Below are 12,880 nucleotides of genomic sequence, written 5' to 3'. Positions count from 1 at the left end.
GTGTGGTGATCGCGAACAGCGAGCCGGCCGACATCGCCGCGCCGTACGCCTGCCGGAGCCCGGCCCACGGCACCGCCGCGCCCGCGTCGGGGCGGCCCGCTACGGAGGGGCCCGCCTCGGAGAGGGCCGCCGACTTCGATGGTGACGGTCACCCCGACCTGGCCTTCGGCTCGATGGGGAGTGTGCAGGGCGGCAGCGGGGGCGGGAGTATCGAGGTCGCGTACGGGGCGGGGGACGGGACCGGGGTCGGCCGGTGCCAGTACCTCACCCAGGACGATGCGGGGATACCCGGGAAGAACCGCGACGAGGCCTTCTTCGGGTCGGACGTGGTGGCCCGCGACTTCGACGAGGACGGGTACACGGACCTCGCCGCCTCCGTCTTCGACTGGGAGCCCAGCGTGGTCATCATGTGGGGATCCGAGGAGGGGTTGTCCCGGGCGGCCCGGGTGCCGGGGACGGGTCGCAGTGACGTCGCCTGGGACAACGACCCGATCCTGGACGAGCAGCTCGCCGCCGGTGACTTCGACGGTGACGGGCACGCCGACCTGGTCTTCGGGCTCGGCTCCGACAAGGGGCTGCTCAAAGGGCCCTTCGGGCGCGACGGCACCCCGGCCGGGACGGGCCGCGTCCCCGCCCCGCGCCGACCCGCGCCGGACGTCGACACCGCGAACTACGGCGACCTCCTCGCCGGGGACCTCGACGGCGATGGCATCGACGACCTGGTGAGCTTCCACGACGCCGACACGGGACCGGAGGTGCCCTGGTCCGAGAGGAACCAGCCGGTGAGCTACCTTCGCGGCGGCCGGGACGGCTTCACGCAGCCGGAGGGCACCCGCCTCCCCGACGCGGGGGAGGGGGCGGTCGGCGACGTGGACGGCGACGGCTACGACGACCTGGTCCTCAGTCCCCGGGGCGGCGACGCGAGCCGCAGCTCGGTGACGGTGGTGTACGGGTCGGAGGCCGGGCCGGGGAGGCGGACGACGACCGTCGACCGGGGCACTTCCGGCGTACCCGGCGAGGAACCTCAGGACGAGGACGCCGTCTTCGCCACCCTGGACACCGGGGACGTCAACGGCGACGGATATGCGGACGTGGTGGCCGGGGCGCCCCGGTGGGACATCTACGGGGAGCCGGGCCCGGAGCAGGTGCTGTTCCTGGCGGGTGGGCCGGGCGGGCTCAGCGGTGAGGGGGCCCGGTTGTTCGACGGGGACGACCTCGGTGCCGTCCCGGGCGGGGACGCCGACTTCGGCGCTTCGGTCGGCCTCACCGACCTGGACGGCGACGGCCGTGCCGACCTCGTGGTGACCGCGCCGGGCAGCGACACGGTCGACAGTGTCGCGTGGCTGCTGCCCGGCACGGCGGAGGGGCCTGCCACCGAGGGCGTCACCCGGCTGTCCGGGGACACCTTCGACGACACCGAGGGGCTGGGCCTGCTGATGGGCGGCGGTGAGATCGCCCTCTAGACACTCCGTCCGCCGCTTGTGGGGGATCTAGGACATGATCTGACCTCTATGACTCATAGCGTGGTTCTCGACCGACGGAGCAGAACACCGGAAGGCGGAGACCATGACCACTCTCGACGAGGCGACTACCCGCGACCTGACCACCGGCGCCCCGACCACCGGCGACCCGACCGAGGCCCCGGCCGTCACCGGTGAGCGCGCCGACCTGCTGGAGATGCTGGCTCACCAACGGCACTTCCTGCGCTTCACCGCCCGTGACCTCACCGACGAGCAGGCTGGACTCCGGACCACCGCGAGCGAGCTCTGCCTGGGCGGCTTGATCAAGCACGTGTCCTCGGTCGAGCGGAGCTGGGCAAACTTCATCGTGAACGGCCCGTCGGCGATGGGAGGAGACTTCACGGCCATGACCGAGGCCGACTGGGCCCAGCGGGCCGACGAGTTCCGGATGCTGCCCGGTGAGACGCTGGCCGGGGTCCTGGCCGACTACGCCGAGGCGGCCCGCCGGACCGACGACCTGGTCGCCACGCTGCCCGACCTGGGGGCCACGCAGCCGTTGCCGAAGGCCCCGTGGTTCGAGGGCGACGCGCAGTGGTCGGCCCGCCGGGTGCTGATGCACATCGTCGCCGAGACCGCTCAGCACGCCGGCCACGCCGACATCATCCGGGAGTCCCTGGACGGTGCCAAGAGCATGGGCTGACCGGCGGCGTCCGGTCGGGCGGGCCGACGAGGGCGAGGCGCCGGCCGGGTCACTTCAAGAAGCGGTACTTCAGGTGAGTGGCCAAAGGCGTCTCGACGACCCCGATCTGTTCGAGGTCGCGCCGCACCGCGCCCAGCCCCTCGAAGAGGCGCAGCCCGTCGCCGAGGAGCACGGGCACCACGTGCAGCTGGAGTTCGTCGATGAGTCCGGCTCCGAGGTACTGCCGCACCGTGCTCGCCCCGCCCGCGATGTCGACGTTCCGGTCCCCGGCGGCGGCCTGCGCCTGCTCCAGTGCGCTGTGGATGCCGTCGGTGACGAAGGTGAAGGTGGTGCCGCCCTCCTTCACCAGGGTCGGGCGGGGGCGGTTGGTGAGGACGTAGACCGGGGTGCGGAAGGGCGGGTTGTCGGCCCAGAACTCCTCGCCCGTGTCGTACATCGTCCGGCCCATCACCACCGCCCCGGTGGCGTCGAACCACTCGCGGACCAGCTCGGAGTCGCGGTTCTCCTCCCCGCCGGTCATGCCCTGGCGCTCCCGCCAGCTCGCCAGGGTGTGGATCCAGTCGAAGATCGGCTCGCCGCCGTCGCCTTGCGGGTTGTCGAGGGTGACGTTCGGGCCGGCGACGTAGCCGTCGAGGGTGATGGCCAGGTCCGCGGTGACGGTGGTCATGAGAGGTGCTCCTCGGGGTGGGTGTGTGTCTTTGTCTTCACTCCTTGCGTCGATCGGAGACCGGCGCTTTCGACACACCCGCGCGGGCGATTCAGGGCACCGTCTCGCCCCGCACCAGCGGATGGCACACCGGCTGGACGCCCTCGGGCAGCTCGTCCGGGCGGCACCAGCGGGCCTCCAGGATCTCGAAGGGGTCGATGCGCAGCTCGCCGCCCAGCAGGCGGGCCTCGTAGGCCACCTCCAGGCGGGTGCGGAAGCCGCTGTTCAGCATGACCAGGCGGCCCACCTCCACGTCGAGGTTCGTCTCCTCCCGCACCTCGCGGACCACGGTCTTCCGGAAGTCCTCGCCCTTGCGCGCGAAACCGCTCGGCAGGCCCCACTGGCGGCCCGGCGGCCACATCCGGTGCTTCAGCAGCAGGACCCGCCCCTCGTCGTCGCGCACGACACCGGTCACGCCGACCACGAACTTGGCGTGCAGGATCCACATGACGCGGCTCTGAACAGGGCGCAGGAGCCGCCAGAGGCGGGCAAGAAGTCGTCGCACGGGACCTCGGGAGATGTGGTGGGGCTGGCACGGGATTCGGCTACGGGATTCGGATACGGGATTCGGACACGGGGTTCGCCATGGGGACGGTACCCGCCGTGGCGGGCGGTCCGTATGACGGACGGAGTTGACCCGGGCGGGGCGAGGGACTCATCGTCAGGTGTGTAAACCTTGCACGGTCCTGTCCGGAGATCATTACTCTGGACAGGTCGGCACTCTGGACCGGTCGGCGCAGTGCGACGTGCGCTGCCCGGCAGGAGTTCCGTCCCCGCGCCGACACTTCGCGCCAAGACCCAGGAAGGCCCCGTGACCACCCCCAGCGCCGCCACCCCGTCCACCCCGGCCGCCGCGGCCACCGCACCTGTGGCGGGCACCGGGCCCACGTCCGACCCGGCGGGTGCCCCGCGCGGACGGGGCTCCCTGGGGCCGGTCGGCCTGGTCCTCGCCGGTGGCCTCTCCGTGCAGTTCGGCGCCGCGCTGGCGGTGAGCCTCATGCCCCGGGCCGGCGCGCTCGGCGTGGTGACCCTGCGGCTGGCCGTGGCCGCCGTCGTACTGCTGCTCATCTGCCGGCCCCGGCTGCGCGGCCACTCACGGGCCGACTGGGGCACGGTCGTCGTCTTCGGCATCGCCATGGCCGGTATGAACGGCCTCTTCTATCAGGCCGTCGACCGCATCCCCCTCGGCCCCGCCGTCACCCTGGAGGTGCTCGGCCCGCTCGCCCTCTCCGTCTTCGCCTCCCGCCGCGCGGTCAACCTGGTCTGGGCCGCGCTCGCCCTGGCCGGCGTCTTCCTCCTCGGTGGCGGCGGCTTCGACAGCCTCGACCCGGCCGGCGTCGCCTTCGCGCTGGGGGCGGGCGCGATGTGGGCGGCGTACATCGTCTTCAGCGCGCGTACGGGGCGCCGGTTCCCGCAGGCCGACGGGCTGGCCCTCGCCATGGCGGTCGGGGCGGTGCTGTTCCTGCCGCTGGGCATCGCCGAGTCTGGCGGCAAGCTCCTCGACCCGATGACTCTGGCGCTGGGCGCCGGGGTCGCCCTGCTCTCCTCCGTCCTGCCCTACACCCTCGAACTCCTCGCCCTGCGCCGCCTGCCCGCGCCCACCTTCGCCATCCTCATGAGCCTGGAACCCGCCATCGCCGCGGCGGCCGGTTTCCTCATCCTCGACCAGGCCCTGTCCGCCACCCAGTCCGCCGCCATCGCCCTGGTCATCGCGGCCAGCATGGGGGCGGTGCGGACGCAGGTGGGGCGGCGGCGGGTGAAGGCGCTCCCGGACGTGTCCCAGGCGCACTGATCACCGGCGCCCCCGGCCGGACCGGCGTCCACCCCACCGCATAGGCTGCGGACCTGGTCATCTCATCGGGATCACGGGGAGGGAACCGATGAACCGCACGGCCGAGGTCTTCCAGCCATTGCAGGACGACGACCCGCGCGCGGTGGGCGGTTACCGGCTCGCCGCCCGGCTCGGCGCGGGCGGCATGGGCCGGGTCTACCTCTCCCACACCCAGGGCGGACGCCCGGTGGCCATCAAGGTCGTACGGTCCGAACTGGCCGACGACCCGACCTTCCGGCGGCGTTTCGGCCGCGAGATCAAGTCGGCCCGGAAGGTGAAGGGCGCCTACACCGCCGAACTGATCGACGCCGACCCGGACGGCACACCGCCCTGGCTGGCCACGCTGTACGTGCCGGGGCCCGCCCTGTCCGACGTCGTCGCCCGGAGCGGGCCGCTGCCGGTGCCGGCGGTGCTGTGGCTGATGGCCGGGGTCGCCGAGGCGCTGCAGGCGATCCACGGCGCGGGCATCGTGCACCGGGACCTCAAGCCGTCGAACGTGCTGCTCGCCTCCGACGGGCCCCGCGTCATCGACTTCGGCATCTCGGTCGCGGCCGACAGCACCGCGCACACCGCCACGGGCGCCGCCATCGGCACGCCCCAGTTCATGGCGCCCGAGCAGGCGTCCGGGGGCGACGTCACGGCGGCGACCGACATCTTCTCGCTCGGCCAGACGGCCGCGTTCGCGGCGCTGGGCAGGCCGCTCTACGGGGACGGGCCCGCCGTCAGCGTCCTCTACCGCATCGTGCACTCAGAGCCCGACCTGTCCGGGCTGCCCGAACAGCTCCGCGCGTTGATCGCCCGGTGCATGGCCGCCGACCCCGGGGAGCGGGCCACCCTGGCGGAGGTCGTCGAGTGGTGCCGGCGGGAACTGGGGCGGGACGCCGAGGCCGGGGCGGGTCCGGCCGTCTGGCAGGAGGTCGCCGGGCCGAAGGTGGCGGTGCCGCCGCCCGCGTCGGTCCCGGAGCAGGCTCCGGCTCCCACCGCGGTGCACACGGGGCCGTGGACCGCTCCGCACCCGATGGCCGCCCAGCAGCGGCCCGCCACCGCCCAGTGGACGGGCGCGGCACCGTGGCCGGGCGCCGTGCAGTGGCCCGCCGGTCCGTACGGCACGACCGCGCCGCAGCGGCCGGCCGGGCCGGAGGAGCGCAAGCGCCGCAGGAGACGCGTCGCCCTCATCGCGGCCGCCGCCCTGGCCGCGGCAGGGCTCGTGGTCACAGCGGCGTGGACGGTCCTCGACGCGGCGTGGGATGCCGCCCGGGACCGCACCCGGGACACAGCGGCGTCCGCGTCCGGGACGCCCGGTGCGGGGGCGGGCGGGGCGTCGGCGTCCGGGGACACGGAGTCCGGGGGCGTGTCGCCCGGGCCGGCCGACGCCGAGGGGGCGGGGTCGTCGTCCGCACCGGGGGACGACTCGTCGGCCACGTCCGGATCGGTGGCCGACGGCGCAGCCGCCGGGACGGGGGCGCCGCGGGCCCACTCCTACAACGCCATGTCGGTGGACGCCAACACCTCGATCAGCCTCGCCGACGGGGAACTGCGTGAGGACCGCAAAGGGGACATCCGCTTCGACTGCAAGGACGTCGGCTGTGCTCTGGAGAGCGACACCAGCGTCTTCACGATGATGTTCGGCGGGCCGGGTGCCGGATACGAGGAGTGCGCCCTGATGACCGCCGGTCAGAAGAGCAAACACCTCTTCCTGGCCGCCGCGTCGGCGGGCATGGAGATCTGCGTCAGGCACCGCAACGGAGACATCGCGCTGCTCGTCGTCGAGACGAAGTCGACCGCACTGCCCGAACTCGCCTTCCTCAGGTCGGCCGTCACAGTCTGGCGGGCGGAGAAGGACTGAGACGTTCCCTGCGCGGGCCGGCCGCCGGGGAGGCGGGCCGAAAATCATGCAAGCATGCTTGATTGTTAATCCCGCCCCTGTCATGCTCCCCCACACCGCCCCGCACACCGCCGTGCCCGAGGGGAGCGCCCCGTGTCCGACCCGACGCCCGTGATCGACGACCTGCGTGAGGAGAGCGAGGAACTCGACGCGCTGGTCGCCCGGTTGAGTCCAGAGCAGTGGACGCTCACCACCCCGGCTCCCGGCTGGACGATCGCCCACCAGATCGCGCACCTGGCCTGGACCGACCGCGCCGCCCTGGCCGCCGTCACCGACGAGGACGGCTTCCGGGAACTGGTCGAGCAGGCCCTCGCCGTGCCCGACCGGTACGTCGACGACGGCGCCGAGGAAGGCGCCCGGCAGGCCCCCGCCGAGCTGCTGGCCGCCTGGCGGGAGGGCCGCGCCGCCCTCGACAAGGCGCTGCGCGAGTCGGCGCCCGGCGCCCGCTTCCCCTGGTACGGCCCGCCCATGGCCGCCGCCTCCATGGCCACCGCCCGCCTGATGGAGACCTGGGCCCACGGCCTCGACATCGCCGACACCCTCGGCGTTACGCGCCCGCCCACCGACCGGCTGCGGCACATCGCCCGTATCGGCGTCCGCGCCCGGGACTTCGCCTACGCGACCCATGGCCTGACCCCGCCCGCCGAGCCGTTCCGCGTCGAACTCACCGGGCCGGGCGGGGACGTGTGGGCGTACGGCCCCGAGGACGCCCCGCAACGCGTCACCGGCCCCGCCCTCGACTTCTGCCTCCTCGCCACCCAGCGCGCCCACCGCGCCGACCTCGTCCTCACCGCCGAGGGCCCGGACGCCGACCGCTGGCTGGACATCGCCCAGGCCTTCGCGGGACCGCCGGGAACGGGACGCCCACCGGGAACGGGACGCCCACCGGGAACGGGACGCCCGCCGGGAGCGGGACGCCCGCCGGGAGCCGGACGCCCGCCGCGTGGGGAGGGGCAGTGACCGTCCTCCGCATAGGCAACGCCTCCGGCTTCTACGGCGACCGCTTCGACGCCATGCGCGAGATGCTCACCGGCGGCCCGCTGGACGTCCTCACCGGCGACTACCTCGCCGAGCTGACCATGCTCATCCTGGGCCGGGACCGGCTGAAGGACCCGGCCGCCGGGTACGCCCGCACCTTCCTGCGGCAACTGGAGGAGTGCCTCGGCCTCGCCCACGAGCGGGGCGTCAGGATCGTCGCCAACGCCGGCGGGCTCAACCCCGCCGGACTCGCCGACGCCGTACGCGCCCTCGCCGAACGGCTCGGCATCCCCGTACGGGTCGCGCACGTCGAGGGCGACGACCTCACCGCCGCCCACCCGGGAGCGCTGGCCGCCCACGCCTACCTCGGCGGCTTCGGCATCGCCGAGTGCCTGCGGGCGGGCGCCGACGTGGTCGTCACCGGCCGGGTCACCGACGCCGCCCTGGTCACCGGGCCCGCCGCCGCGCACTTCGGCTGGGCACCGACGGAGTACGACCGGCTCGCGGGCGCCGTCGTCGCCGGACATGTGCTGGAGTGCGGGGCGCAGGCGACCGGCGGCAACTACGCGTTCTTCCACGACGGTGACGTCCGACGCCCCGGCTTCCCGCTCGCCGAACTGCACGCCGACGGCAGCTGCGTCATCACCAAGCACGACGGCACCGGCGGCTTCGTCGACGTCGGCACGGTGACGGCCCAGCTGCTGTACGAGACGGGCGGCGCCCGGTACGCGGGGCCCGACGTCACCGCCCGGCTGGACACCGTACGGCTCACCCGGGACGGGCCCGACCGCGTACGGATCGAGGGCGTGCGCGGTGAGGCCCCGCCGCCCACGCTCAAGGTCGGCCGCAACCGTCTCGGCGGCTTCCGCAACGAGGTCGCCTTCGTGCTCACCGGCCTCGGCATCGAGGACAAGGCAGCCCTGGTGCGGGCCCAGATGGAACCCGCCCTCGGCAAGGTCGCCGACGTCCGCTGGGACCTCGTCCGCACCGACCGGCCCGACGCCCCGACCGAGGAGACGGCCAGTGCCCTGCTGCGGCTCGTCGTCCGGGACGCCGACCAGCAGGTCGTCGGGCGGGCGTTGAGCGGGGCCGCCGTCGAGCTGGCCCTCGCCAGCTACCCCGGCTTCCATGTGCTGGCGCCACCCGGAAAGGGCGCGCCCTATGGGGTCTTCGAGGATGTGTACGTCCCCCATGGCGCCGTCGACCATGTGGCCGTCCTCCACGACGGGAAGCGGATTCCCGTACCCGGCGCCCAGGACACCGCCCTACTGGCGGAAGTACCGGAACCACCGCTACCGCAGCCGCTTCCGCCGGGGCCCGCACGCCGCGCCCCCCTCGGCCTCGTCGCCGGCGCCCGCAGCGGCGACAAGGGCGGGAACGCCAACGTCGGCGTGTGGGCGCGGACCGACGATGCCTGGCGCTGGCTGGCGCACGAACTGACCGCCGACCGCTTCCGCGAGCTGATCCCCGAGGCCCGCGACCTGCCCGTCACCCGGCACACACTCCCCAGCCTGCGCGCCCTCAACTTCGTCGTCGTGGGCATCCTCGGCGAGGGCGTCGCCGCGCAGGCCCGCTTCGACCCGCAGGCCAAGGCGCTCGGCGAGTGGCTGCGCGCCCGCCACCTGGACATCCCGGAGGTTCTGCTATGACCGTCCCGCCGTACTCCCCGGGGGAGCCCGCTGTGACCGTCCCGCCGTACTCCCCGGGGGAGCCCGCTGCGACTGTCCCGCCGTACTCCCCGGGGAGCCCGCTGTGACCGTCCTGCCCTCCGCCCTCGACCCCTGCGCCCCCGACCACCGGGCCAACCGCGAGGCCATGCTCGCCAGACTCGCCGACCTCGACACCGAGCACGCCAAGGCGCTGGCCGGCGGCGGCGAGAAGTACGTCGCCCGGCACCAAAAGCGCGGCAAGTTCCTCGCCCGCGAGCGCATCGAGCTGCTCCTTGATCCCGACACGCCCTTCCTGGAGCTGTCGCCGCTGGCGGCCTGGGGCAGCGAGTACACCGTGGGCGCCTCCCTCGTCACCGGCATCGGCACGGTCGAGGGCGTCGAGTGCCTGATCACCGCCAACGACCCGACCGTGCGCGGCGGCGCCAGCAACCCCTGGTCGCTGAAGAAGGCCCTGCGCGCCAACGACATCGCGCTCGCCAACCGGCTGCCCTGCATCAGCCTGGTCGAGTCCGGCGGCGCCGACCTGCCGTCGCAGAAGGAGATCTTCATCCCCGGCGGCGGGATCTTCCGGGACATCACCCGGCTGTCGGCGGCCGGCATCCCCACCATCGCCGTCGTCTTCGGCAACTCGACCGCCGGGGGCGCGTACATCCCCGGCATGTCCGACCACGTGATCATGGTCAAGGAGCGCGCGAAGGTGTTCCTCGGCGGGCCGCCGCTGGTCAAGATGGCCACCGGCGAGGAGAGCGACGACGAGTCGCTGGGCGGCGCCGAGATGCACGCGCGCACCTCGGGTCTCGCCGACTACTTCGCCGTGGACGAACCGGACGCGCTGCGCCAGGCCCGCCGCGTCGTCGCCCGCCTCAACCACCGCAAGGCACACCCCGATCCGGGCCCGGCCGAGCCGCCGAAGTACGACCCGGAGGACCTCCTCGGCATCGTCCCCGACGACCTCAAGGCCCCCTTCGACCCGCGCGAGGTCATCGCCCGGATCGTCGACGCCTCCGACTTCGACGAGTTCAAGCCGCTGTACGGGACGAGCCTGACGACCGGCTGGGCGGCCCTGCACGGCTACCCGGTGGGCATCCTGGCCAACGCCCAAGGGGTGCTGTTCAGCGAGGAGTCGCAGAAGGCGGCCCAGTTCATCCAGCTCGCCAACCAGCGTGACATCCCGCTCCTCTTCCTGCACAACACCACCGGCTACATGGTTGGCAAGGAGTACGAGCAGGGCGGCATCATCAAGCACGGCGCGATGATGATCAACGCGGTCAGCAACAGCCGCGTGCCCCACCTCTCCGTCCTCCTCGGCGCCTCCTACGGCGCCGGCCACTACGGCATGTGCGGCCGCGCCTACGACCCCCGCTTCCTCTTCGCCTGGCCCAGCGCCAAGTCCGCCGTCATGGGCCCGCAGCAGCTCGCCGGCGTGCTCTCCATCGTCGCCCGCCAGTCCGCTGCCGCCAAGGGACAGCCGTACGACGACGAGGGCGACGCGGCGCTGCGCGCCATGGTGGAGCAGCAGATCGAGTCCGAGTCGCTGCCCATGTTCCTGTCCGGGCGGCTCTACGACGACGGCGTCATCGACCCGCGCGACACCCGCACCGTGCTCGGCCTGTGCCTGTCCGCCATCCACACCGCGCCCTACGAGGGTGCGCGCGGCGGCTTCGGCGTCTTCCGGATGTGAGGGGAACACTGTGACCAGCGAGGGAAACACTGTGATCAGCACCGTCCTCGTCGCCAACCGGGGCGAGATCGCCTGCCGGATCTTCCGCACCTGCCGTGAGTTGGGAATCCGGACCGTCGCCGTGCACTCGGACGCCGACGAGAACGCCCTCCACGCGCGCGCGGCCGACGCGGCGGTACGACTGCCGGGCGCGGCCTCCGCCGACACCTACCTGCGCGGCGACCTGATCGTGAAAGCCGCGATCGCCGCCGGCGCCGACGCAGTCCACCCCGGCTACGGCTTCCTCTCCGAGAACGCCGACTTCGCACGCGCCGTCGCCGACGCGGGCCTGACCTGGATCGGACCGCCACCGGAGGCGATCGAGGCGATGGCGTCCAAGACCCGCGCCAAGGAACTGATGGGCATCGCGCCACTCACGCACGTCACCGAGGCAGACCTGCCGGTCCTGGTGAAGGCGGCGGCGGGCGGCGGCGGACGCGGCATGCGCGTCGTACGGCGCCTCGCCGACCTCGACGACGAACTGACCGCAGCCCGCGCGGAGGCGGTGAGCGCCTTCGGCGACGGCGAGGTGTTCGTGGAGCCCTATGTCGAGCACGGCCGCCACGTCGAGGTGCAGATCCTCGCCGACACCCACGGCACCGTGTGGGCGCTCGGCACCCGCGACTGCTCCCTCCAGCGCCGCCACCAGAAGGTCATCGAGGAGGCCCCGGCGCCCGGCCTGACGCCCGGGCTCACCGGTGAACTCCACGATCTCGCCGTACGCGCCGCCCGCGCCGTCGACTACGTCGGCGCCGGGACCGTCGAGTTCCTCGTCGCGGACGGCACGGCGCACTTCCTGGAGATGAATACCCGCCTCCAGGTCGAACACCCGGTCACGGAGGCGGTCTTCGGCCTCGACCTCGTCGCCCTCCAACTCCGCGTCGCCGAGGGCCACGCCCTCGAAAACGATCCCCCGCGCGCGCGTGGCCACGCCGTCGAGGCCCGCCTGTACGCCGAGGACCCGGCGAACGGCTGGGCCCCGCAGACCGGCCGCCTGCACCGCCTCACCGTCCCGGACGGCATCCGCCTCGACACCGGCTACACCGACGGCGACGACATCGGCGTCCACTACGACCCGCTGCTCGCCAAGGTCGTCGCCCACGCACCCACCCGCGCGGAGGCCGTCCGCAGACTCGCCGGTGCTCTGGAGCGGGCCGCGATCCACGGCCCGGTCACCAACCGGGACATCCTCGTCCGCTCCCTGCGCCACGAGGAGTTCACCACCGCCCACATGGACACCGGCTTCTACGACCGCCACCTGGCCGACCTCACCCGTGGTGGGACGGCCGACCCCCTCGCCCCGCTGGCCGCCGCCCTCGCCGACGCCCACGGCCGCTCCCGCTTCGGCGGCGCCTGGCGCAACCTGACCTCGCAGCCCCAGGTGAAGCGCTACGGCATGGCGGGCGCGGAACACGAGGTCCGCTACCACCACACCCGCACGGGTCCGGCCGCCGACGGCGTACGCGTTCTGCACGCGGACGCGCACCTGGTCCTGCTGGAGGCGGACGGCGTCCGGCGCAGGTTCGAGGTGGCGGCGTACGGCGACCGGATCCACGTCAACGCCACCCGCCTCACCGCCCTGCCCCGCTTCCCCGACCCCACCGACCAGCACGCCCCGGGCTCCCTCCTCGCCCCCATGCCGGGCACGGTCGTCCGCGTCGCGGAGGGCCTCAAGGAGGGAGCGACGGTCCAGGCCGGCCAGCCCCTCCTGTGGCTGGAGGCGATGAAGATGGAACACCGGATCACCGCCCCGGCCACGGGCACGCTGACCGCCCTGAAGGCCGTACCCGGGCAGCAGGTCACGGTGGGCTCTCTACTGGCCGTCGTCCAAGGCACCTAGGTGTGCTGTTCGGGCAGGTTGGTGACGCGGCTGGCTGGTGTGTGGCCGCCGATGCCGGTGTGGGGTCGGTGGTAGTTGTACCAGTCCAGC

The 12,880-nt window shown here is 73.5% G+C and carries 10 protein-coding genes; 8 read left to right on the top strand and 2 right to left on the bottom strand.

The window, feature by feature from the left end:
• The first annotated feature begins 5 nt into the window (after positions 1-5).
• The gene (locus ACFCZF_RS15460) at positions 6-1,463 is read left to right on the top strand and encodes a VCBS repeat-containing protein (protein ID WP_376672071.1); all 1,458 of its coding nucleotides are present in this window, start codon (positions 6-8) and stop codon (positions 1,461-1,463) included.
• 103 nt (positions 1,464-1,566) lie between these two features.
• On the top strand, positions 1,567-2,160 hold the full coding sequence (locus tag ACFCZF_RS15455; RefSeq protein ID WP_376672070.1) for a DinB family protein: 594 nt from the start codon (positions 1,567-1,569) through the stop codon (positions 2,158-2,160).
• A 49-nt stretch (positions 2,161-2,209) separates the two neighbouring features.
• On the opposite strand, the gene ACFCZF_RS15450 is transcribed toward ACFCZF_RS15455, so the two are convergent.
• Together ACFCZF_RS15450 and ACFCZF_RS15445 are read right to left on the bottom strand one after the other, a co-directional pair.
• Complete coding sequence (locus ACFCZF_RS15450; protein WP_376672069.1) at positions 2,210-2,827, bottom strand: dihydrofolate reductase family protein; 618 nt, start codon at positions 2,825-2,827, stop codon at positions 2,210-2,212.
• A gap of 91 nt (positions 2,828-2,918) precedes the next feature.
• The gene (locus ACFCZF_RS15445) at positions 2,919-3,371 is read right to left on the bottom strand and encodes an NUDIX hydrolase (RefSeq protein WP_376672068.1); all 453 of its coding nucleotides are present in this window, start codon (positions 3,369-3,371) and stop codon (positions 2,919-2,921) included.
• 306 nt (positions 3,372-3,677) lie between these two features.
• On the opposite strand from ACFCZF_RS15445, the gene ACFCZF_RS15440 reads away from it, so the two are divergent.
• From ACFCZF_RS15440 to ACFCZF_RS15415, 6 genes are all read left to right on the top strand, one after another.
• Positions 3,678-4,658 (top strand): DMT family transporter, encoded by a 981-nt coding sequence (locus tag ACFCZF_RS15440; protein ID WP_375918423.1) that lies wholly within the window; start codon positions 3,678-3,680, stop codon positions 4,656-4,658.
• Between the two features lie 88 nt (positions 4,659-4,746).
• Entirely contained in the window at positions 4,747-6,543 is a 1,797-nt protein-coding gene (locus ACFCZF_RS15435; protein WP_376672067.1) for a protein kinase, read from the top strand.
• A gap of 132 nt (positions 6,544-6,675) precedes the next feature.
• Complete coding sequence (locus ACFCZF_RS15430) at positions 6,676-7,542, top strand: TIGR03084 family metal-binding protein (protein ID WP_376672066.1); 867 nt, start codon at positions 6,676-6,678, stop codon at positions 7,540-7,542.
• Entirely contained in the window at positions 7,539-9,209 is a 1,671-nt protein-coding gene (locus tag ACFCZF_RS15425) for an acyclic terpene utilization AtuA family protein (RefSeq protein ID WP_376672065.1), read from the top strand. The genes ACFCZF_RS15430 and ACFCZF_RS15425 overlap by 4 nt, the downstream gene beginning before the upstream one ends.
• Before the next feature lie 103 nt (positions 9,210-9,312).
• Positions 9,313-10,911: an acyl-CoA carboxylase subunit beta gene (locus ACFCZF_RS15420; protein WP_376672064.1), complete on the top strand. Its 1,599-nt coding sequence runs from the start codon at positions 9,313-9,315 to the stop codon at positions 10,909-10,911.
• Positions 10,912-10,942: 31 nt separating this feature from the next.
• Positions 10,943-12,790: a biotin carboxylase N-terminal domain-containing protein gene (locus ACFCZF_RS15415; protein ID WP_376672063.1), complete on the top strand. Its 1,848-nt coding sequence runs from the start codon at positions 10,943-10,945 to the stop codon at positions 12,788-12,790.
• The last annotated feature ends 90 nt before the right edge of the window (positions 12,791-12,880 follow it).

Origin of the sequence: Streptomyces sp. NPDC056296, from assembly GCF_042268605.1 — a bacterium.
Lineage (GTDB): Bacteria > Actinomycetota > Actinomycetes > Streptomycetales > Streptomycetaceae > Streptomyces.
Note: the sequence above shows the minus strand (reverse complement) of the source record. Positions and strands in the feature narration are given on the sequence as shown.

What these genes read in the sequence shown, in the direction of transcription:
- ACFCZF_RS15435 (WP_376672067.1), top strand. Translation starts at nt 4,747, where the DNA reads ATGAACCGCACGGCCGAGGTCTTCCAGCCATTGCAGGACGACGACCCG.
- ACFCZF_RS15455 (WP_376672070.1), top strand. Translation starts at nt 1,567, where the DNA reads ATGACCACTCTCGACGAGGCGACTACCCGCGACCTGACCACCGGCGCC.
- ACFCZF_RS15450 (WP_376672069.1), bottom strand. Translation starts at nt 2,827, where the DNA reads ATGACCACCGTCACCGCGGACCTGGCCATCACCCTCGACGGCTACGTC.